General features: G+C 70.4%; 18 protein-coding genes and 3 pseudogenes. 17 read left to right on the top strand and 4 right to left on the bottom strand.

The annotated features are described in order from the left end of the window. Window positions 1-38 precede the first annotated feature (38 nt). Window positions 39-1,265 (top strand): macrolide family glycosyltransferase, encoded by a 1,227-nt coding sequence (locus ABTZ03_RS19795; protein WP_502894518.1) that lies wholly within the window; start codon window positions 39-41, stop codon window positions 1,263-1,265. Between the two features lie 55 nt (window positions 1,266-1,320). After that, window positions 1,321-2,610, top strand: a complete 1,290-nt coding sequence (locus ABTZ03_RS19790) for a wax ester/triacylglycerol synthase domain-containing protein (RefSeq protein WP_350514302.1) — start codon at window positions 1,321-1,323, stop codon at window positions 2,608-2,610. Between the two features lie 154 nt (window positions 2,611-2,764). Here the strand turns inward: ABTZ03_RS19790 and ABTZ03_RS19785 are convergent, their stop codons facing one another. From ABTZ03_RS19785 to ABTZ03_RS19775, 3 genes are all read right to left on the bottom strand, one after another. Continuing rightward, the gene (locus tag ABTZ03_RS19785) at window positions 2,765-3,667 is read right to left on the bottom strand and encodes an NADP-dependent oxidoreductase (RefSeq protein WP_350514301.1); all 903 of its coding nucleotides are present in this window, start codon (window positions 3,665-3,667) and stop codon (window positions 2,765-2,767) included. 269 nt (window positions 3,668-3,936) lie between these two features. Continuing rightward, a complete protein-coding gene (locus ABTZ03_RS19780) occupies window positions 3,937-5,397 on the bottom strand; it encodes a hypothetical protein (protein WP_350514300.1) in 1,461 nt (486 codons plus the stop codon). Between the two features lie 192 nt (window positions 5,398-5,589). Next, entirely contained in the window at window positions 5,590-6,399 is an 810-nt protein-coding gene (locus ABTZ03_RS19775) for a hypothetical protein (protein ID WP_350514299.1), read from the bottom strand. A 253-nt stretch (window positions 6,400-6,652) separates the two neighbouring features. On the opposite strand from ABTZ03_RS19775, the gene ABTZ03_RS19770 reads away from it, so the two are divergent. The 5 genes and pseudogenes from ABTZ03_RS19770 (at window position 6,653) to ABTZ03_RS19750 (ending at window position 10,688) form a co-directional block, all read left to right on the top strand. Beyond that, the gene (locus tag ABTZ03_RS19770; protein WP_350514298.1) at window positions 6,653-7,171 is read left to right on the top strand and encodes a SigE family RNA polymerase sigma factor; all 519 of its coding nucleotides are present in this window, start codon (window positions 6,653-6,655) and stop codon (window positions 7,169-7,171) included. Beyond that, complete coding sequence (locus ABTZ03_RS19765) at window positions 7,164-8,009, top strand: hypothetical protein (protein ID WP_350514297.1); 846 nt, start codon at window positions 7,164-7,166, stop codon at window positions 8,007-8,009. Before ABTZ03_RS19770 ends, ABTZ03_RS19765 begins: the two co-directional genes overlap by 8 nt. A gap of 362 nt (window positions 8,010-8,371) precedes the next feature. Then, window positions 8,372-8,965, top strand: a complete 594-nt coding sequence (locus ABTZ03_RS19760) for a GrpB family protein (protein ID WP_350514296.1) — start codon at window positions 8,372-8,374, stop codon at window positions 8,963-8,965. 104 nt (window positions 8,966-9,069) lie between these two features. Beyond that, window positions 9,070-10,053, top strand: coding sequence for an IS481 family transposase (locus tag ABTZ03_RS19755; RefSeq protein WP_350514295.1), 984 nt, complete (start codon window positions 9,070-9,072; stop codon window positions 10,051-10,053). A gap of 45 nt (window positions 10,054-10,098) precedes the next feature. Next, window positions 10,099-10,688, top strand: a pseudogene (locus ABTZ03_RS19750) (IS5 family transposase). Window positions 10,689-10,701: 13 nt separating this feature from the next. Here the strand turns inward: ABTZ03_RS19750 and ABTZ03_RS19745 are convergent. Next, window positions 10,702-11,130, bottom strand: a complete 429-nt coding sequence (locus ABTZ03_RS19745) for a hypothetical protein (RefSeq protein ID WP_350514294.1) — start codon at window positions 11,128-11,130, stop codon at window positions 10,702-10,704. A gap of 247 nt (window positions 11,131-11,377) precedes the next feature. On the opposite strand from ABTZ03_RS19745, the gene ABTZ03_RS19740 reads away from it, so the two are divergent. The 10 genes and pseudogenes from ABTZ03_RS19740 (at window position 11,378) to ABTZ03_RS19695 (ending at window position 21,638) form a co-directional block, all read left to right on the top strand. Next, a complete protein-coding gene (locus ABTZ03_RS19740) occupies window positions 11,378-11,989 on the top strand; it encodes an SMI1/KNR4 family protein (protein ID WP_350514293.1) in 612 nt (203 codons plus the stop codon). A gap of 120 nt (window positions 11,990-12,109) precedes the next feature. Continuing rightward, window positions 12,110-13,586 (top strand): annotated as a pseudogene (locus ABTZ03_RS19735) (NF041680 family putative transposase). A gap of 247 nt (window positions 13,587-13,833) precedes the next feature. Then, window positions 13,834-14,151, top strand: a pseudogene (locus ABTZ03_RS19730) (transposase); the annotation flags it as partial. A 207-nt stretch (window positions 14,152-14,358) separates the two neighbouring features. Next, complete coding sequence (locus ABTZ03_RS19725) at window positions 14,359-14,961, top strand: acyl-CoA-like ligand-binding transcription factor (RefSeq protein WP_350514292.1); 603 nt, start codon at window positions 14,359-14,361, stop codon at window positions 14,959-14,961. Window positions 14,962-15,009: 48 nt separating this feature from the next. Then, window positions 15,010-15,300 (top strand): DUF3703 domain-containing protein, encoded by a 291-nt coding sequence (locus ABTZ03_RS19720; RefSeq protein WP_350514291.1) that lies wholly within the window; start codon window positions 15,010-15,012, stop codon window positions 15,298-15,300. A gap of 255 nt (window positions 15,301-15,555) precedes the next feature. Further along, the gene (locus tag ABTZ03_RS19715; RefSeq protein WP_350514290.1) at window positions 15,556-15,966 is read left to right on the top strand and encodes a hypothetical protein; all 411 of its coding nucleotides are present in this window, start codon (window positions 15,556-15,558) and stop codon (window positions 15,964-15,966) included. Between the two features lie 557 nt (window positions 15,967-16,523). Beyond that, window positions 16,524-17,261: a TnsA-like heteromeric transposase endonuclease subunit gene (locus ABTZ03_RS19710; RefSeq protein ID WP_350514289.1), complete on the top strand. Its 738-nt coding sequence runs from the start codon at window positions 16,524-16,526 to the stop codon at window positions 17,259-17,261. 83 nt (window positions 17,262-17,344) lie between these two features. Continuing rightward, the gene (locus ABTZ03_RS19705; RefSeq protein ID WP_350514288.1) at window positions 17,345-19,363 is read left to right on the top strand and encodes a TnsB C-terminal domain-containing protein; all 2,019 of its coding nucleotides are present in this window, start codon (window positions 17,345-17,347) and stop codon (window positions 19,361-19,363) included. Next, a complete protein-coding gene (locus ABTZ03_RS19700) occupies window positions 19,354-20,397 on the top strand; it encodes an ATP-binding protein (protein ID WP_350514287.1) in 1,044 nt (347 codons plus the stop codon). The genes ABTZ03_RS19705 and ABTZ03_RS19700 overlap by 10 nt, the downstream gene beginning before the upstream one ends. Further along, on the top strand, window positions 20,394-21,638 hold the full coding sequence (locus tag ABTZ03_RS19695) for a TniQ family protein (protein WP_350514286.1): 1,245 nt from the start codon (window positions 20,394-20,396) through the stop codon (window positions 21,636-21,638). The genes ABTZ03_RS19700 and ABTZ03_RS19695 overlap by 4 nt, the downstream gene beginning before the upstream one ends. Window positions 21,639-21,668: the final 30 nt, after the last annotated feature.

Genomic DNA, 21,668 nt, shown 5'->3' with positions numbered 1-21,668 from the left:
CGCTGTGACCTTTGCGACCGTTATGTCGTTCATTGGTCATGAATGAAGTGGTTCAGGAGATTTCAGTGGAACGGGAGCGTCCTCATGCGCTCGTGGTGAACGTGCCCGAGCACGGACACGTGAACCCGACCCTCGCCCTGGTCACCGAACTCGTCGCGCGCGGATGGCGGGTGAGCTACGCGGTCGCGGAGCAGTTCGCGCCGCAGGTCCGCGCGGCCGGTGCGGTCCCGGTCGCCGTGCCGGTCCCGGAGCGCGCCGCCGGGCCCTCCCCCGAGGACGTGAGCGACGGCGTCGACATGTTCCTCGGCGAGGCGGAGACGGCGCTGCCCGCCCTCGAAGCCGCCTTCACCGACGACCGACCGGACGTGGTGCTGCACGACCTCGAAGCCTTCGCCGGCAAGGTGCTGGCCCGCAAGTGGGGCATCCCGGGGGTCGAACTGTCGCCCACGCACGCGCTGTTCCCGGGCTGGGAGCAGGCCTTCCTCGGTCTGGACGACGCGAGCGAAATGCCCTGCGCGCCGCGGTTCCAGCGGTTCCTCGACGTCAACGGCGTCGACTCCGCACTCGGTGACTTCATCCAGCACTCGCAGGCGAAGGTGGTCTTCGTCCCCAGAGCCTTCCAGATCCACGCCGACCGGATGGGCCCCGAGCACGCCTTCGTCGGACCGGCCCTGGGCGACCGCTCCGCCTTCCAGGGCGCCTGGCAGCCCCCGGCCTCCGGCCGGCCGGTCCTGCTGGTCTCACTCGGCTCGGTCTTCACCGACCAGCCGGAGTTCTTCCGCTCCTGCCTGGACGCGGCCGCCCGGCTCGACCGGCACACCGTCATCGCGATCGGCCGCCACATCGACCCGGCGACGCTCGGCCGACTGCCCGAGCACGTCGAGGTCCACGTGAGCGTCCCCCAACTCGACGTCCTCGCGGCCGCATCGGCCTTCGTCACCCACGCCGGAATGGGCAGCGTCCTGGAGGCCCTGCACTTCGGCGTGCCGATGGTCGCCGTCCCGCAGATGGCCGAGCAGCGCGTCAACGCCGCGAGGCTGGCACAGCTCGGCCTCGGCGTGCACCTGCCCCGCGAACGAGCCGATGCCACCGCCCTGGTTGAGGCCGTCCGGCAGGTGTCCTGCGACCCGGCGGTGGCCGCCGCCGTGGCCACGATGCAGGCCGACGTACGCGCCAGCGGCGGCGCGACCGCGGCCGCCGACGTCGTCGAGTCCGCCGCCCGTTCCAAGCGGACACCCACGGACCACCTCGCCACCGTCAGCTGACCACCGAGCCGATCCGCCGCACCGCACCCTCGCCACCCCCGTGGGAGACCGGACCATGCTCCACAGCACGCCGCTGACCCCCCTCGACGAACTCATGACCCGCTGGCCGTTCAGCCCCGGCGCGGCCGGCCTCGCGATCACCTGCCAGGGGCCCGCCCCCACCCCGGCGCGGATCACCGCCCTGGTCCGCGAACGCTGGGGAGCGATCCCGCGCCTCAGCTGGGCCCTGACCCCGCGCGGCAGGCCCCGCCCGGCCCGCCGGCACGCCTGGGTGCACCACCGGGACTTCGACGCCGCACAGCAGATCGTCCACGAGTCCGGTACGGAAACCTTCGAACAACTGGTCTCCCGGCTGATGACCGAGTCGTTCGACCAGGACCTGCCGCCCTGGCGCCTCCACACGCTCCCCGAGCCGGACGGCTCCGAGTTCACCCTGCTGCTGCGCACCCACCACAGCCTGCTCGACGGCCGGTCCCTCGTCACACTCCTGCGGACCCTCCTGGACGCTGCGGCGCAGCCACCCGCGCCCCGCACGGCCCCTGCCGAACAGCGGGCGCTGCAGCGGTTCACGAGCGTGGTGCGGGCGCTGCGCGCCTCGTCCGTCCCGGGCACCGCCGTCCCGATGCCCGACCAGGGCGTGACGGCCCCCGCCTACGCGTGCCGCCCGGTCCCCACCGAGGTCTTCGGCCGCGCCCGCACGGCCCTGCCCGGCCGGGCCACGACCGTGACCGAGGTCTTCCTGGCGGCGGCGGCCGGAACCCTGCGCGCCGGCCTCGACCCCTGGCCGTCCTGCTCCTCCTCCGGTGGCGGCGAGCGCCCCGTGTTCGTCACGGTGCCCATGGACACCCGTCCCGCAGGGCACGGTCACCGGCTCGGCAACGAGTTCGGCGCCATCCGCGTCGCCGTCCCGGCGGGCACGGACGATCCCCTCGCACGGCTCGCCGCCTGCCGGGGCCTGATCAAACCCACCGAACACCAGGCGACCCTGCGATTCGCCGACGCGCTGCTGCACGCCCTCACCGCCGTGGGACCCCGCCTGGTCAGCGCTGTACTCGCCCCGTCCTACGCCCCCGCCTACTCCGCGGCCTGCTGCTCCTCACTTCCCCTGCCGGGGGAGGGCCTCGCCTTCGACGGCCGCCCGCTCCGTCGGTTCCGGGGATTTCCCATGGTGCCACCCCACGGAACGGCGACCTTCGTGCTCCTGGGCTGCGCCGCGGGATACACCCTCAACGTGGCGACCAACTCGTGCTCGGGCGACGCCCGCCTGCTGGCCGACACGCTGCTGCGCGAACTCCACCTGCTGGCGGCCCCCGCCCTCGCTCCCGCGGCCCACGGCGCACCTTGATCCGTCACCGCCGGCCGTCGGACGGTGCCAGTCGTTGGCAACGGGTCGACCGGCCCGTCGGGACGCCGACCAGGCCCGACGGGCCGGGACCAGGTGCTCGGCCGCGTTCGCCGCCAGGCACGGGACGGACCCCTGAGCCGGCCCCGGCGTCCGGTCAGTCCACGAGCAGCACGAGCTTGCCGCGCACGGTTCCGGCCTCGCCGACGCGGTGCGCCGCGGCCACCTCGGCCAGCGGGAAGGTCCGGCCGACCCGGACGGCGAAGCGGCCGGCTTCGGCCATTTCCGCGACCTGGGCGAGCACGTAGGTGGCGCGGCCGCCGTCGCCGCGGCTGAAGCGGACGCCGGTCTGCTGCGCGCCGCGGAGATCGGCGACCGTGATCACGTGCTCGGGCGTGCCCGCCAGCTCGACGAGCTCGGGCAGGACGCCGCTGCCGGCGACGTCCAGCGCGAAGTCGACGCCGGTCGGCGCGATCGCCCGGACCCGCTGCGCCATCCCGTCCCCGTAGGCCACCGGCTCGGCCCCGAGGGCGCGCAGGGCGTCGTGCGTGCCCGGACTGCCCGTGCCGATGACGCGTGCGCCGCGCTCCGCGGCGAGCTGGACGGCGGCGCCCCCGACGCTGCCGGACGCCCCGTTGACGAGCACCGTGCTGCCCGCCGTGACACCGAGCTGGTCGAGCGAGCGTGCCGCCGTCTCGGCGGCCGAGGGGATCGCCGCGGACCCGGCGAAGCCGAGCGGCTCCGGGACCGGGGCCCAGTGGGAGAGCACGGCCAGCTCCGCCTGGGCGGCGCCGTACGGCGAGAAGCCGAAGACCCGGTCGCCGGGTACGACGCCCGGGACGCCGTCGCCGACCTCGTCGACGATCCCCGCGGCCTCGTAGCCCAGGGTCTGCGGCAGCTCCTGGTCCATCAGGCCCCGGCGCTTCTTCCAGTCGCTGGCGTTGATCCCCGCAGCCCGGACCCTGATCCGGATCTCTCCGGCACCGGGACGGGGATCGGGGAGCTCGACCAGCTCAAGAACCTCCGGACCGCCGAACCGGCTGAACCGCACTGCCTTCATGAGGCATTCCTTCCGTGGAAGGAGTGGCGGACCGTCCGGTACCGCGTGTGCGCGTGCTCCGGTCCGGCTGTCCGCTCGGCGCCGGAGCACGTTTCTACTCCGATGCCCAGACCTTACGCCATGGCCACGCGTAGGTGGAAAGCTACTCCGGGGCCGCCTCGACACAGGACCCGTGTCCGTTCGGGCGAGGCCGTCGTCGGGCCATCCGAATGATCCTGCCCGGGGAGGCGGAGAGCCACCTCCGGCACTGGTGGCTCGGTACCGGTGTTTCAGGGTTGCGGGATCGGGTCGGTGGGTGCCGGGGAGGTGTACTCCACCTTCTCCACGTCGGAGATCAGGTAGCCGCCGTCGGGCTGGCGCTTCAGCTGTAGCCGCGCGATGACCGATCCCCTTCGGGTCTGGTACCAGCCGCCCGCCGCCGCGTAGGCGCAGCTGATGTCGGCCTCCAACCCGACCACGTCACCGGTGAGTTCGTGCGGATCGTGGCCCTCCTGGGGCCTCGCCAGTGCGTGCATGACGACCGACCAGCCCTGCCGCGCCGTCACCTCGGCCGGCCAGGCCGCAGCGTCGGCCACGCACGCGTTGAGTCCTCCGCCGGAAGCGGCGAGTTCGGGCGTCAGGTATCTGCGGACCCGGTTCAGGACGGCCGCCGGCCCGGTGTCGCCGCGGGACACGTCGAAGCTGCCCGAGGTGACGGCCCAGCCGATCGCGACGGACTCCGCGTCATGCCGGTCGACCGTCAGGGGAGGTGTCGGCGAGGCCGGTCGCTCCTTCGGCGGGACCTGTGGCGCCATGAGGTCGACGCCCGGCGCGGAGGAGAAGGAGGAACCGGGTGGTGCGGTGGCGACCGTCGTTCCCGGGATCTCCAGCTCGTTCTCGTCGTAGCACGGGTTGCACCGGGCGCGTTCACCCTCCCCCTTGCCGTAGTCGGTCTCCCAGCCCCTGCCGAGCGTGTTCAGAAAGGTGCCGCGTTCCATCCGAACCCCGGAGATGTGGAACGGGCGGTCACCGTCCTTCAGCTCCCACGTGCGGTGCCTGCCGTCGACCGTGCCCTCGACCGTGATGACGTAGTCGTAGCTGTGCCTGGCCGCGAGCACGGTGAGGCTCACGATCTCGGGCTTCCCGTTCTCGAGGTAGAGGTACTTGTCCGTGAAGTACGGGGCGAAGGACACCGGCCCGAAGGCCGCGACCATGGCGATCGGGTCGGTGGAATCCAGGTCGACGCCCATGTCGATCTTCTTGCCCTCGCCCTGGCCGGTGCAGTCCACGACCGTGCCGGGCAGCGGGTCGTGAGGCTCCCCGACCACGGTCGCCCGCACCTGCTCGATCGCCACCGTGTGCCCGTTGCCGACCAGCGAGACCGAGAGCGGGGACGCTCCCACGTCCGTGCCGCCATGGGTGTGCGACCAGGTCCGGGCCGCGCCGCAGTCGGAGACGGCGGGAAGCTCGGTCGACGTGAGGACCTTCGGTACGACCGCAGTCGTGTCGGCGTCACCGTGCTCGGGGTCGTAGCGGGCGCTGAACACCGGCCCGGCGTCCCCGTCCGCCCCGTGCAACGCCCAGTACGCCGTGCCCGACCCCAGCAGGGCGAGCGCGCACACCACGGCCACCAGGAGACGCGGGCGCGGGCGCAGCCTCCCGGCCAGCAGTGAGACGATGCCGCCCATGAAGACGTTGCCGTGGATGGTGCTGTGGCTGATCTCGTTCCTGGTGTCGCGCTGATCGCCCAATCCACCCACCCCGTCCGACAGTTCCGCGTCCACCACAGTGCGGCTCCCGGCTGGCAAAGGGAAGACCCCGTCCCGGCGGTGACACCGGCGGCGACGGTGCGAAAGGCCTCGACGGGGATCGTCGAGGCCTTCCACACCTAGCGCTGCCTCACCGGCCGTGTCTGCTGCGGGGTCGGCCGTTCGGGGTGGCGGTTACTGGTGGGCGCCCTTGATGTTGGGCTGGGTCTTCTGGTTGTAGATCTCCTTGCCGGCCGCGTTGAAGGCGTGGACGTAGGGGTTCGGGGTGGAGGAGACCGAGTCCTTGCCGGTGGAGATGGCGGCGGTGTAGACGAACGCGCCGTCCGCCATGACGGCCGGGTACTGCGTCGGGTCGTCGCCGTAGCTGATGGTGACCTTGGCGACGTCGGGGGTGTAGTGCCCGGCGCCCAGGGTGAGGAACTTCCCGCCACCGACGGGCGCGGTGGAGTCGTCGAAGAACTCGACCAGGTGACCGACGCCCCACAGGCGGTCGTTGATGAACGTCGCGGGGACGGAGGAGCTCGTGCCCTTGGCGCCCTTCGACTCGCACTGCACGTACTGCTTGGCGGAGTTGACGGCGACGACGACGCCGTCGGTGTCCGCGGTGGCGGTGGGCGTGCGGACCGCGATCACCGAGTGGTACTGCGACGCCTCCGAGCCCAGGCAGGAGGCCAGGATCTTGGCGGTGGTCGCGGCGTCGATCGGGGACGTCGCCGTGCTGGTGACCTTGAAGGCGCTCGGGGTGACGGTCACGGGGCCGGCGGACGGGCCCTTGCCGGGGACCGCCGCGGTGCCGGCCGGGCCGGCTTCGGCGGCGTTGGGGGCCTGGGGGGTGGGCGTGGCGGTGGGCGCGGCGGAGGGCTTGGCGGCGGCCGCGGGGGCGGGGGTGGCGGTGCCGGTGGCGGCGGTGGCCATTCCCCCTGCGGTCGCGAGGGCCGCGGCGGTGGCGGTGGCGGCGATGAGCATGATCGGGCGGATACGCATGAATCCGTTGTCCTTTCCTGCGGGCGTCCGGTTGATGCCAGCACCCCTGTACGCCCCGTGGCGCCCGGCGGGTCGCACCCCGCACACGTGATCCACGTCATAGGCCGCCGGTGCGACCCTGGGACGGTGCTCGTGCGTACAGGGCGGGACGCTCCGTCCAGAAGGCACGGCTCCACCGCCGCGGCCGAGGAGTGCTCCCGCGCGCACCGGTTGTCCCGTGAGCCGACGGACAGCCCCGGAGGAGAGGCCCTTGATGACGCCACAGGAGTTCGACGCGTTCTACGCGGCGTCCTTCTCCCGCCTGACCGGGCAGCTCTACGCGCTGACCGGCAACTGGTCCGAAGCACAGGACGTGGTCCAGGAGGCCTTCATCCGCGCGTGGGACCGCAGGAGCACCTTCGACCCGGACGACGCCCCGGAGGCGTGGATCCGGACCACGGCCAGGCGGCTGGCCCACTCCCGCTGGCGGCGCCTCGCCCGGGGCCTGCACCTGGCCGGACGCCACCACCGCCAGGAACCACCCACCGTCGAGCCGCCCACCGAGGAGCACCTGATGCTGGTCAACGCGCTCCGCGACCTGCCCGAGGCCCAGCGGGGCGCCCTGGTCCTGCACCACATGTGCGACCTCTCCGTCGAGCAGGTCGCGGCCGAGACCGGCGCCAGCGTCAGCGCCGTCAAGAGCCGCCTCTCCCGCGGCCGGACCGCGCTCGCGGCCGTACTCGCCGACGCCGACCAGGCCCCGACCAGCGAGGAAGGAAAGCTCCGTGTCTGACCCCCACCACGACACCCTGGCCGACCGGCTGCGGCTGCTCGGCGAGCAGCTGCCCGCACCGGCCCTGCCCGCCGCGGAGATCCGCCGCCGCGCCGACCGGCGCCGCCACCGACGGCGCGCCCTGGGCGCGACCGCGGCCTGCGCCGCGGCGGCAGCCCTGTGCCTGGCCCTCCCGTCCGTGCTGCCCTCATCGGGACCGCAGCAACCACTGGGCCCCCAGCGGGGAGCGGCCACCACGGACGCCTCCTCCGTGTCGGCCTCCCCCCGGCCGTCGGCTGCTCCCACCGTCATCAGCACGGCGACGTCCCCGATCGACGCCGGGACCGTCTCCGCGATCCTGGCCTCCTGCCTGGGTGCGGAGGCGTCGAAGTTCGACGCGGTGATCGCGGTCCGCACGCCCGTCGCGTCCGCGGACACCGACGGGGTGGTGATCGCGGTCAACTCCGCGAAGCAGTACGTGCAGTGCGAGTCGAAGGGCGCCAAGGGCAGGAGCTCCTCCGTCCCCGCGACGTTCATCAACGACCGCCTGTGGGGCACCGGTCACCTGGTCGAGTTCTTCGACACCTCCACCACGTCGGCCGGCGCCGGGAAGTTCCTCACCCTGGGCACCGGGCACTACACCCCCGAGGTCGCCAAGGTCACCATCAGCTACGGCGACGACCCCACGCAGTACCCGGCGGTCATGGCGGGCGGCGCGTTCGTCTACGCCGCGGCCACCTCCACCGGCCCCAACGGGAGCTCCGGCTCCCCGAACCCCTACGTCCACGCCTTCGACGCGGACGGCAAGGAGATCTACAACCAGAAGACCCAGCCCAACAGCAAGGGCGCCGACCAGTAACCGCCACTCCGGGCACCCGGTGGTGGAGCGGCCGACCCCGTGGCAGCACGGGAACGCGCGAGCGCGCGGGCGCCTTCAGCCCCGGCGGCGGCGAACCGGGCGCCGCCGCCGGGATCCTGGTCTGCTGGCCCGCGTCGGCGAGGGCGAGGCCTTCCGACGGCCCGGGCGTCGGCGATCCGGCGGGCCATGGGCGTGCCCTGACACCGGCTCGGCCACCGCCCGCCGGTCCCGAACCGCCCCTCCGGGACAGGAAGCCGGACCACCCGCCGTCCCCGGCTCCCCAGGCCGTCGACCTGCCGCTCGGCGGCCCCGAGCGCGGCCGCCAGGAGCCGTTCAGGACTGCGAGCACTAGACTTGTGCGAATGGCCGCTGACACCCAACACATCGTCGTCGTCGCCCACGACCCCGCCTGGCAAGCAGGGGGACTCGCCCTCGCAGCCGAGTTGCGTTCGGAACTCGCGCCGCTGCCGGTGCACATCGAGCACATCGGCAGCACCGCGATCCCCGGCATGGCCGCGAAACCGGTCTTCGATCTCCAGATCACCGTCACCGATCTGGCGGAGGCCGAGCGTGCCTTCGACCAGCCCCTGGCCGCCATGGGATTCCGGCGCTCCCCGTACCAGCACGACCACGTCCCAGCCGGACTCGACGACGACCCCGAACGGTGGACCAAGCGCCTGTGGTCACGTCGCAGCCACGCCGGCGCAGACTGCAACCTCCATGTCCGCCTCCTCGGCTCTCCCAACGAGCGCCTCGCTCTTCTCTTCCGCGACTGGTTCCGTGCCCATCCCGAGGCGGTGCCCGCCTACGCACAGTTCAAGACCCTCCTCGCGGGTGCGGTCGGTGACATCGGCGTTTACGCCGACATCAAGGACCCGGTCGTCGACCTCGTCATCACCGTCGCCAACTCCTGGGCCGCCGAGACGGGTTGGGCCCCGCACGGCACGACGTCCTAGGTGTATTGACCACGAGCGTTGTTGACGGTGGTCGGGCTTGATCATGGCGAAGACCTCCGGTGTGGTGGAGGTGTCTAGGCTCCACACCACACACGGAGGTCTTCGTGTCCCACCGTAATGCCCGCTTGACCGTGCATGGCAGGCGGCTCCTGGTCGATCGTGTCCGCTCAGGCCGGCCGGTCGCGCACGTCGCGGCCGAGATGGGCATCTCCCGGGCCACCGCCCACAAGTGGGTGCGGCGCTGGCGGGCCGAGGGCGAGGAAGGCCTGCTGGACCGCTCCAGCAGGCCCCGTACCACCCCGCACCGCACACCCGCCGCCGTCGAGGCCCGGGTCTGCGAGCTCAGACGGGAACGAAAGCTCGGCCCGGCCCGGATCGGCCCGATCCTCGGCATCCCGGCCTCGACGGTGCACCGGATCCTGGGCCGCCACGGCCTCAACCGCCTCGCCTGGCTCGACCGGCCCAGCGGCGAACCGATACGCCGCTACGAACGCGAACGTCCGGGCGAACTCGTCCACGTCGACATCAAGAAGCTCGGTAACATCCCCGACGGAGGCGGATGGCGCACGGTCGGCCGAGAGGCCGGCGACCGCAACCGCCAGGCCACCACCACCGAACGCAGCAGCTGCAAGCCGGTGATCGGCTACAGCTACGTCCATTCCGCTGTCGACGACCACACCCGCCTCGCCTACAGCGAGGTCCTCGCCGACGAGCGCCAGGAGACCGCGGCCGCGTTCTGGCGGCGCGCACACGCCTTCTTCACCGGCCACGGCGTCACCGTCGAACGCGTCCTGACCGACAACGGCTCCTGCTACAAGTCCAGGCTCTTCAGCCGGACCCTGACCGATGCCGGCGTCGCCCACAAGCGCATACGCCCCTACCGGCCGCAGACCAACGGCAAGGTCGAACGCTTCAACCGCACCCTGCTCGACGAATGGGCCTACCAGCGCGCCTACACCAGCAACGACGAGCGCACCGCCGCGCTGGCCGACTTCCTGCACCAGTACAACTACCATCGCTGCCACACCGCACTCGGAGGCCAACCCCCGATCAGCCGCGTGAACAACCCTGCGGGTCAATACACCTAGGCCGTCTATCGAAAGTGGATCTTGAGCGTTGGATGATCGTGATCCATGGCGCGGGGAGATCTCACTGATGAACAGTGGGCAGTGTTGGAGCCGTTGTTGCCGAGGGGAACGAAGGCGGGACGGCGGCATGTCTGGCCTCGGCGGCAGCTGATCGACGGCATACGGTTTCAGGTCCGCACCGGTGTTCCATGGCGGGACGTGCCTATCGAGTACGGGCCGTGGGGTCGGATCCACGACCTGTTCCGCCGATGGCAGCGGGACGGTACGTGGCACCGGGTCCTCGCTCGGCTCCAGTCCCTGGCTGACGCGACGGGCGCGATCACGTGGGACCTGAGCGTCGACTCGACTGTGTGCCGCGCTCATCAGCATGCGGCCGGGGCTCGGAAGCAGGGTGGTCTGCAGAAGGAGCCACCGGGCGGTGTCTTCACCGAGCCTGATGATCACGGTCTGGGAAACTCGGCTCCCGGGGCGGCAGGCCACCGCGCTTCGACCCGGCCGACTACCGCGAGCGCCACGCGGTTGAATGCGGGATCAACCGCCTCAAGAGGCACCGTGCCGTTGCCACGCGATACGACAAGCTCGCGGTCTGCTACGAAGCAACCGTCCTCATCGCAGCCATCAACGAGTGGCTGTGATCACTACGCGTCGTCAGAGCTCGTAGTCCTGGGCCAGTTCCTCCCAGCGAATGCTACGAAGCTCAAGACCAGCATTCTCACCTGACGGGACATCCAGGACAGGCTGGAACCAGACCACGGTGAGAGCGGAGCGGTGCAGCACCGGGTTGAGCTCAGGAGCGACCGCTGCCGAGCGGAAGAGGCCTGTGCAAGCCACGTCAGGCAGCACCTCAACAGGGCCGAAGGCGCCGGCGGTCTGGTCCGGATACTCGCGGCAGGGCGGAACGAGATGGACCGGCGCGGAAAACGCGCGTCCGGCCTCCCGTTGGAGGCCGCTTACGATCATGTCGTTGACGGGCTTGCACGGATAGCCCTCCAGGAATCCCCCATAGGTCGAAGACATCCGCAGCTCAGTGAGCTCGATCGAACGACCAGACGAGAGGGCTATGTAACTCAGCGACATGCCGACACCCTATGCGCACGGCTCACTTCCGATACACGTCCTGGCAAGGGCGGCGAGGGCTGGTCACGGCCGCCGGGCGGTCCGCGAGCGGGTCAAAACGCGTCGCGCCGGGCGGGCGTGGGTGGTTACGCTCGCGCGATGGAACAGGATGAGCTTGACGTTTAACCTCGGCCCGAGGTCCGTATGAGCGGATCGGTGTCCTTGGTCTCCGCTATGTTGTCGGCGAAACGAGACGAAGGGCAACGGTGTGCACGCCGGTATCGAAGGGCTCACGCAGGCCATGTCGCCGGAGTATGGCGCCGATGAGCGGGTCGCCTGGGCTGTCGCCAAGGCGAGCTGGGGTGTCACCTTCCCCGAAGACTATCGAGCCTTCATGGCGGTGTATGGCAGCGGTTCAATCAGCGACGAGGTTGATGTCCTCGCTCCGGCGCCCGTCGGGACTGTGGTCGCGTCGATGGAAGGCGTGACACGTGACGCCCGCGCCGCCTGGGCGTTCGAGGGCGGTAAGGCGGTCCTCGACGTCGACCCGAGCCACATCCTGGCGTGGGGTGTGACCTCTGGTCCCGACTGGTTGTGCTGGTTGACTACAGATGACGATCCCGACCGATGGCCGGTGCTGGTTATCGGCCGTCATACGAGACCAATGTTCGCGGTACACCCGTTCGGTATGGCCGAGTTCCTCTGCCGACTGCTGCGTGAGGACTCGCCGCCTTGGGATCGATGGCCGCTCAGCATCGGACGCCCGCTCCTGATGAACCCGGCGCCGAACTTCGTGCACTGGCAGGTGCAGGAGGACCGGTTGAACGCCGGCCTCGACCCGGCCACTGGAGCACCGAGCCGTTTTCCCGAGGGTTTCTGACCGCAGCGGCATCCCCGGCGCCCTGTCACCCACACGGTGATTCCTGGGACGGCGGGGCGGCCTCCGCGTGATCCTGAACTCTGCTACGAGATACACGAATCGGTGCGAAGGCCGCAGGTGGTGAGTGTGCTGCAACAGACTGTCCAGAGCGATCCGTTCGCGGAACTGTCACGCTTCCGGGGGGTCTTCTACGACTGCCTGACAGGTCGGCGCGACGCGCTGTTCGAGCTGGCCGACGCGGTGCTGTGCGCCGACGGTCCGGTGAAGACCCTGGTGGGCCTGGCCCTCGCGCCTGAGCACCGGCGCGGACACGGTGCCCTGTACGGCGCGCTCAACAGGGGTCGCTCGGACGTCGATCGGCTGCGGGCCGCAGTGGCTGGCATGCCGCTGCCGCGGGCCGCCGATGGACGCCTGGTGCTCGCGGTGGACGTCTCCCCATGGCTGCGGCCCGACGCCGCCACGAGCGACGCCCGCTCGTTCTGTCACACCTACGGCCGTGGCGACGCGAAGCACCAGATGATCCCGGGCTGGCCCTACTCCTGGGTCGTGGCCCTGGAATCGGGCCGAACCTCGTGGGTCGCGCCGCTGGATGCCGTTCGGCTGCGGCCCGGCGACGACCTCGCCGCGGTGACCGCCTCGCAGCTTCGGGACCTGGTCGAGCGGTTGATCGCCGCAGGCCAGTGGAGGCAGGGCGATCCTGCAAGTGTGGATCGTGGCCGACGCGGGCTACGACGTGATGCGCCTGTCCTACCTCCTACGCGACCTGCCCGTGGAGATCATTGGGCGCCTTCGCTCGGACCGGGTGATGCGCCGCCCGGCACCGACCCGCGCGGAGTTCGCCCTGGCCAACCCGGCCGGGGGCCGGCCACCCAAACACGGCAGCGAGTTCATCTTCAAGGACGCCAGGACCTGGGGCGTCCCGGACGCGGAGACGAAGGCCGAGACCACCCGTTACGGCACCGCCCACGCCCAGAGCTGGGACCGGCTCCACCCGGAACTCCAGCAGCGCGCCGCCTGGCGGGACCACCCCGGCAAACTCCCGGTCATCGAGGGCACCGTCATTCGCCTCCAGGTTGACCGCCTGCCAAGCGGCGGCGACCCCAAGCCCCTGTGGCTCTGGTGGTCACGCCCGGCGGCTGGCCCGACGGAGACCGACCTTGCCTGGCAGACCTTCCTGCGACGATTCGACATCGAGCACTTCTTCAGAATGATCAAGCAGACGCTCGGCTGGACCGCACCGAGGTTGCGAGACGCCGAGGCCGCTGACCGCTGGACATGGCTGATGGTTGCAGCCCACACCCAGCTCCGCCTCGCCCGCCCTCTGACCGCCGACCTGCGACACCCCTGGGAACGACCGCTGGCACCGAACAAGCTAACCCCCGCCCGAGTCCGCCGTGGGTTCCGGCACCTGCGCGCGAAGACACCGACGCCAGCCGCAGTGCCGAAACATTCCCGGCCCGGCCCCGGACGCCCACCCGGCTCGAAGAACCGACGGCCGGCGAACCGCTACGACGTTGGCCTGGTCTTGGCGACCGGCGAGCCCTACCGCCGACCGACCCACCACAAGGTTGGCACCAAACCACGCCGCACCGGATAAATCACAAGATGAGACCCTGTGTCTGAGCCAGGCACGACAAGCCCCCTGGGTGCTGGTCGTTCTACGCTGACTGGATGGGCCGGTGATCTGGAGCGGTCTTGCCCGGCGTGCGGCAACCGGTTGAGGACTGGGGCTCGGGCGGAGGCGGTGTTCTGTTCGGCGCGGTGCAGGTCGGCGCATTGGAGATCGGTGCGTCGCTCGCGTGTCAAGGTGGCCGCGATCCGGGCCGCTGTGGTGGCACGCCGCCCACCCCGAGATCACCATCGTCTGGGCCGACTCCGCCTATGCCGGCGAACTCGTCGACTGGGCCGAGAAACATCTCCGCATCGCAGTCAGGATCCTCAAACGACCGCACGACGCCCAGGGCTTCGTCGTCCTACCCCGCAGATGGGTCGTGGAGAGATCGCCGGCGTGGTTCATGCGCGCTCGCCGCAACTGCCGCGACTACGAACGCCTCCCAGCCCACGCCGAAGCCCACCTCAGGTGGAGCGCCATCACCCTCATGCTCCGACGTCTCAGTCGTGAAGCTACAACCACCGCACACCCCGGGGTCGCACTCGCAGCATGACGAAGGCTCCCAGCTTCCTTTAGCAACTCCGTAGACCGGCCACCGCTACGGAACCACACGGGCATGACCCGAACCCCCAGAGATCCTCCCCGCCTCTCCTATCCCACAGCAGCCTGCATGCGCGCTCCGCACGTCGCAGGATCTTCCAAAACTGCACCCACTGCACTTCTTGCAGAGTCTGCAATGACTGCATAGACTGCAAAAGTGGATTCCGCAGAGGCCAGACGCCAACGACGCCAGATCGCCCGCCGGGTGCAGATCCGCGGCGCAGCCGTCCGGCTGGCTCTGGAGCACGGCGGGCCCGACGAGGTGACGGTCGAGCAGATCAGCCAAGCGGCTGACATCTCCCCACGGACCTTCTTCAACTACTTCCCGACCAAGGACGCCGCCTTCTCCCTGGAGCCGCACCAGTGGACGGCCGAGGAGATCGTGGCTGAACTGCGCACACGCCCCGCCGACGAACCCACGGCCGTCGCGGTCCGCGAAGTCGTCAAGGCCATGGCAAGCGCTGCGGGCTTCGACGACTTCGCCGAGGAGTGGGAGCTTCTCCAGGAGCTCTACCGCCGTCACCCGGAACTTTTCCTGCGCCTGCGCATGGACCAGGTCGACCGCACCATGGCCGCGCTCGCTGACGAAATCGCCGTCCGGCTCGGCGGCGGTGCCGTAGGAACAGACCTATACCCCACGCTCCTGGTGGGCGCCGCCTTCGCGGCGCTCCAGGCTGCCGAGAACCACCGCCGGACGAACCCGCGCCCCCTCGACGAGCTGATCGACGAAGCCTTCGACCTGCTCATCAAGGGACTCTAGAGCCGATCGGCACTACCGATCCACACCCATCCAGGAGGCAACACAACCATGCCCCAGGCCGAAGGCACCCTCACCGCCGCGTACGAGTCCGAGATGCAAGCCGGGCGCGAAGCCCTGAGTGCCCGCGACTTCCGCTCGGCCTACCGCCACTTCGGACGCGCCCACAACATCGGCCACGACAACCTCGTCATGCACGTCGCCGCACATCGGGGCCTGCTCGCCACCGCCTGGAAGCAGTGCCGCCTCGACCGGGTCGGCACCCAACTGTTCCTGATGGGCGCCGCCTATGCCTTTGACCGCAACCCCCGCCCGCAGGCCACCGAAACGCCCCTTCCTTAGTCGATCGTCTCACCGCGGAAGGCCCGTGCGAGTTGGGCAACGCACACGTCGCATCGGCATCAGGTCTCCTGCGGCGAGGCCCAACCCCCAGCGGGCACGGCAGGACAACTACCGGGTTACCCAGCCGCATCATCAAGGGTGTCGAGGCGTTCGTTTCTCCGTCACTGTGACGGCGAAACGAACGCCTCACCCCTATCAAGCGCAGCACACCCGCACTGACCAGGGCACAAGGTTCAAACAACAGCCTCTGAGGAGGTGGAGGCTGCCCGGGCGGCGCTGGCGGGCGGGGTGGACACCCCGGGTCTGTGGGAGCTGGGCGTGCTGTCCGACGGGGAGGTTCTGGAGTCCCACCGGCTGCTGGCCGAGGTGGAGCAGGAACTCTGGCCGGTGCTGCGGCTGCCCGCCACGATCGAGGGCCGCGACCGGGCGCTGGCCCGGTACTGCCTGCGGGACCTGCTGGACGGCCGCCTCGATCCGTTGGCGGCGGCCGAACGGGTCGGCTTCGAGCTGTGCCCCTACGACGACCCCGATTCGCCGCTGCGGCCGTTCCGCGCATGGCTGTACCGGGCGGACGATCAGCAGGAACACGGCGCCGGTCTGACGGAGGAACTGGTGGCCGAACTGCGGGACCTGGCCGCCGAGGTGCTGGCCGGCCCGCTGTCCTGACGGCCGCGCCCCGCCGCCGGGGGCCGGGCCGGGACGGGTCAGTTCGGGCAGTACCAGCGCGGTGGCTGCCGGTCCGGCCCGACCAGCCGCTGTTCCAGGTCGTCGAGCGTGATCCGGATGCCGATCGTCCCGCCCAGGCCGACCCTGATCCGGCTGCGGGCGAGCGCGATCAGGGCCGTCAGGCCGTACTTGTCGATCAGTGAGGTGCGATAGCGGGCGGTCGCCCGGCGGTCAGTGGCCGTGGCCGTGGCCGCTGGTGAGCTCGTGGTGTTCCCCGGCGGTGGTGTCCTGTCTCGCGTGACGTTGCCGTTGTCTCACTGGATCTTGGCGGATTCGGGCCTGGTCTCGGGCGATGCTGCCGGTGAAGGGCAGGCTGGCGGTCTCGTGTCTCAGTCGATGTTGCTGGTCGGATCTGTTCGTCTCGACAGGCCCTGCTTCTGATCTTGCCGAGTCTCAGCAGAATTTCCCTCCCACGAGCGGTTTACGGGCATTCAGCCTGGTGGCGGCCGTCGAGTGTGGCTTGCTCGGATCAGCACGAGCTCGCTTCGGGAGGATCGGTGAGTGTCGAGGAGCTGGGGCAGGCTGACTTTGAGGTTGCGTACGTGGACGAGGACCGTGTGCGTCGACGTGGGGCGTTGGCGGGCTGCTGGACGTTGCGGTTCGAGCGGCTGCCACCGGTGCGTACGGTCAGGTCGTACCCGGGGCAGAGGTCGGTGACCCGCGACTACTGGATGGCGACGACCGGCGGGACGGTGTCGTGCGAGTCGCATCTGGAGCGGCACCACGCGATGCTGATGGACTTCGATCCCCAGGTGAGTGGTCTGGTGGGGCAGCCGTTCCGGCTGTTCTGGCCGGGCCGGCGAGGCGGACGCGGGCACGTGCCGGACTTCTTCGCGCGACTGGGCGACGGGGGCGGTCTGGTTGTCGATGTTCGCCCGGACGGGCAGATCGAGCCGGACGATGCGGAGGCGTTCGTGGCCACGGCCCGGGCCTGCGAGTTGGCAGGCTGGTCGTTCCGCCGGGTGGGGCTGATCGATCCGGTGCTGCTGGCGAACGTGAAGTGGCTTGCCGGCTACAGGCATCCGCGCAATCAACGGGATGAAGTGGCAATGGAGCTGAAGGAGGTATTCGCCGAGCCGATGCCGCTGATGGCCGGGGCTGAGCGTGTCGGTGACCGACTGGTGGTGCTGCCGGTCCTCTACCACCTGCTCTGGCACCGGGTCCTGGAGGTGGACCTGGCCACGGGGGCGCTCGGACCGCACAGTGTGGTCCGGCAGGCGGTGACGGTGCGGTGAGGCGTCCGCTGGTGGTTCGGCCGGGCGACCGGGTCCGGTTCGAGAACCGGGTCCATACCGTGGTCGGGCTGTCGGGTGTCCTGGTGCGCTTGGCCGACGAGCACGGTCAGGGCAGTGCGATGCACCTGCCGACGCTGATGGTGTCGCCCGGCTTCGAGGTGATCGGCTCAGCGTCCGCCCGGCGGCTGCCGCCGGGGCTGCTGGACGGGCTGGCCCCCGCCGAGGCCGAGCGGGCCTTGTGGTGGCACCGGCACATGAGCGAGGTGCTCACCGGTCTGGCGCCGGATGCTCCGGCGGGGGCGATGCCGAGGCCCGAGTACGACCCGGCAGTGCGGACGCTGACTCAGCGGGAGGAGGCCAAGGCGGCCGAGTTGACCGCGGAGACGGGCCGACCGGTCAGCTGGCACACGATCCGCTCGCGGCGGCGCCGCTACCAGAGCCGCGGGGTGCTGGGCATGGCGGACGGCCGCCAGGCCCCGCGACGCCCCGTCCAGGGCCAGGTGGATGCGCGAGTGGTGGAGATCCTGCGGACCCTGATGGGCCAAGCCCGAGACGGCTCGACCCGCACCGTCAGCTACTACTTCACCCGCGTCGGCCAGGAGGCCAGGAAGCTGGAAGGCCCGCCGGTGGCGATGCCGTCACGGGCCACCTTCTACCGCCTGTTCGAGCGGCTGGAGGCCGGCCGGCACACCACCGGCTCGGCCCGCACCCGCCGCTCGCTGGCCAACCAGCCCGACGGAGTCTTCGACCAGGTGACCGTCTGCCGCCCGGGCGAGCTGATGGAGATCGACTCCACGCCCTTCGACGTGCTGGTCAGACTCGACAACGGGGTCGTGGACCGGTGCGAGCTGGTCGGCATGGTCGACGTCGCCACCAGGTCGATCACCGCGGCGGTGCTACGGCCGACCACGAAGTCCGTGGACGCGGCACTGCTGCTGGCCCGCTCGGTCACCCCGGCACCGATGCGGCCGGGTTGGCCGGAGGCTCTGCGGATGGAGCACTCGGTGCTGCCCTACGAGCGACTGCTCTCGGTGGACGAACGACTGCGGCATGCTGCAGCGGTTCCGCCGATCATCCCGGAGACTGTCGTCATCGACGGCGGGAAGGCGTTCTTGTCGAAGAACTTCCACACCGCCTGCAACGCGCTCGGCATCGAGGTGATCCACGCACCGCCCCGCACCCCGACCCACAAGCCCCACATCGAACGGACACTTGGATCGGCGGCCTCGCTGTTCGCCCAGTTCCTGCCCGGCTACACCGGACGCTCCACCGAGTACCGCGGACGCAAGGTCGAGGAGGAGCCGCTGTTCTCGCTGCACCAACTCCAGGAACTGCTGGAACAGTGGATCAGCGCGTCGTGGCAGAACAGGCCCCATGACTCCCTGCGGGACCCGCTCGCCCCCCAGCGGACCTTCTCCCCGAACGAGAGGTACGCCGCGCTGGTCGAGACGGCTGGCTATCTCCCGCTGCCGCTGACGGCCGAGGACTACCTGGAACTGCTGCCCGCCCGCTGGCAGGCCGTCAACTCCTACGGCATCAAGATCAAACACCGGATCTACAACTGCGAGGAACTGGACGGGCTCCGGCGGGAGAAGTCCGGGATCACCGAGCGGAAGAACCTCTGGGAAGTCCGCCACGACCCCTACGACATCCGGCTCGTCTGGCTCCGCAACAACCGCGACGGCGGAAAGTGGATCACCGTTCCCTGGCGGCTGCTGTCCACCGCACCGACCCCGTTCGGTGAACTGGCCTGGGACCACGAGGCCCGCAACCTGCGCGAACAGGGCGAACACATCGCTGAGGGCGCTATCGCCAAGGCCGTCGACAACTTGATGGAGCGGGTGGTCGCCGGCCCCGAAACCGTCCCGGCGCCGTCCAAGCCCGCACGCGACCGCAAGACCCGCCGGGAGCGCAAGGTCGCCGCCCGCACCCAGGCCACCGGCGAGCCCGCATGGCCACGGCCCGAGCACCCGCCGGCTCCTCCGCCCGAGCCGGCTGCCCCGACCGGGGACGACGAGGAGGCCGAGGCCGACGAGGTGCTCGCCGACGTCGTCCCGTTGAAAGTGTTCGACGCACGCAAGGAGGCCAAGAAATGGTGGTGACCACCCGGGAGTTCGGGCAGTCCGAGGACCGGCGGATGCCCACGACTACGCTGGAAGGCTGGCGGCGCTTCGTCGACGAGGACCCGATCGCCTTCGACCTGCTGCCCGAGGACGAGTGGAAGAGCCTCGACTCGCGCCCCCGGGACGAGTACGACGAAGCCCGGGTCAACTACCACTCCGAGCTGGTCATCGTGGAGACCCCGACCGTCCGGGACGTCCTCCACCAAGGCCGGCTGCTGACCCTGGTCAACCGCAGGGAGATCAGCGCTCGCCGAGGGCTGATCGTCTCCGGGCCCTGGGCAACGGGCAAGTCCACCGCCATCAAGCAGCTGGGACGGGCCCACGAACTGCGAGTACGCCAGCGCTTCCCCGGACACGACCGCATCCCGGTCGTCTACGTCTCCGCACCGCCGAACGGGTCCCCGCGCAAACTCGCCACCCGCTTCGCGCACTTCCTGGGCCTGCCGATGAAGGCCCGGCACAACGAGATGGACATCGCCGACGCCGTCTGCGAGATCCTCACCGACGCCCACTGCGACCTGGTGCTGGTCGACGAGATCCACAACATCAACATGGCCACCTCGACCGGAAAGGACCTGTCGGACCATCTGAAGTACTTCGCGGAGCACATCCCCGCCACCTTCGTCTACGCCGGCATCAACGTCGAACGCGAGGGCCTGTTCACCGGCGTCCGCGGCAAGCAGATCGCGGCCCGGTGCGTGATGAAGTACACCGGGAACTTCCCCTACCAGGCCGAATGGCGCTCGATGATCGCGCTGATGGAGGACGCGCTGCGGCTGCACCACCACGACCCCGGCAGCCTGGTCCGCCTGGCGAAGTACCTCCACGCCCGCACCGGCGGCAGCATCAGCAGCCTGTCCCACCTCATCCGCGCGGCGGCCATCAGCGCGATCGCCGACGACAGCGAGCGCATCACCCGACGGCTGCTGGAGTCCATCCCGGTCGACCACAACACCCAGTCCGACAGCCCCAGCACGGCCACCGAAGAGGACGACGCCGGAGAAGCCGCTTGAACCGGCGCCTGCCGCCGCCCCGGCTGCGGAGACTCCCGCGCACCCTGTCTCCTCTCCACCACGAGACCTGGGGCTCCTACGTCTACCGGCTCGCTGCGGCGAACCGGATCTCCCATCTCGAACTTCACGAGCACGTCGACAATCGTCATCGGCTCCACCCCGACCCGCTGGCACTGGTCGACGCCATCAGCGACCTGTCCGGTCACCCTCGCGACCGGCTCCTGAAAGCCCTGCCCGACCTGCGGACTTCGACCCTGGCCCAGGGCCTTCCCCCGGCCTGTCATCTCCTGGACCACGGCTGGCGGGTCCAGGCCGCGTGCACGCTCTGCCTGGCCGCCAAGGGGGTCTTCATTCGAGCCCGGCACTGGGTCCGCACCAGCACCCGGCTCTGTCTCCGCCACGGCCGCTGGACGGACACCTACCACGACCAGTTCGACATCCGGCCGCTCCCGGAGATCATCCAGGCCCAGCACGACCATCACCGCCTGGCCCGCAAACACGGCTGGCAGACCGCCGTGGTCGCCATGCGGCAAGCCGACGGCTGGTGCTGGCGTTGGTGGGACAGCCGCAGGTTCCGGAAGCAGCGTGACCGCAGACTGCGGCACTTCATCCCGCCGGGCGCCGGCACCTACCGCGAGGACCCCCGCCTCATCGCCAGCGCCTACCCCGACATCGTGGCCCTCGGCGGCCTCCTGGCCTCGCCCGAGCTCCGCAGCCTCCCCTTCACCGGCAGCCCCCAGGACTTCGACCGCTTCATCCGCGAAGTCCGCGCCCGCGCCGCACCTGGCTACCGATACGAAGGCGCCGGCGTCGCAGACCCGCTCGTCCGCTGGATCGAGGAAGAGCGCTACTACCGCACCCTGCCCAACCACCCATTCCCGATGCCGAACGAGCCCCGAACCCACAACCCGGAGCCGCTGGACCAGCTCACCCGCCGACTCAACGATCTCCTCGCCCCTGACGCCGATGACCGAGGTAGTTGCGCCAGCTGCGGAACCAAGTTGAAGGTTCCCAGGTCGAACAAGCTGTTCTGCTCAGACGTATGCCGATCGCGCAACTGGCGCCGGCAGCAGAATGACCGCGCGCTCCGTGACACCGCCTCCCGGATGCAAACGAGGGAGTGCCCAGTCTGTGGGGTCACTTGGCTGGCGGGGTTGGAGCGTCGTTCCGACGCCATCTTCTGCTCGGGGCGCTGCAAGCAGGCCGATCACCGCCGCCGGTCAGCGCTCTACGACCGCTGACCGGCAACATTAACTGAGACAACCTCACCA

The organism is Kitasatospora sp. NPDC096077 (assembly GCF_040303245.1).
Classification (GTDB): Bacteria; Actinomycetota; Actinomycetes; order Streptomycetales; family Streptomycetaceae; genus Kitasatospora.
The sequence above is the reverse complement of the archived record's forward strand: the minus strand, read 5'-3'. Positions and strand labels throughout refer to the sequence as shown.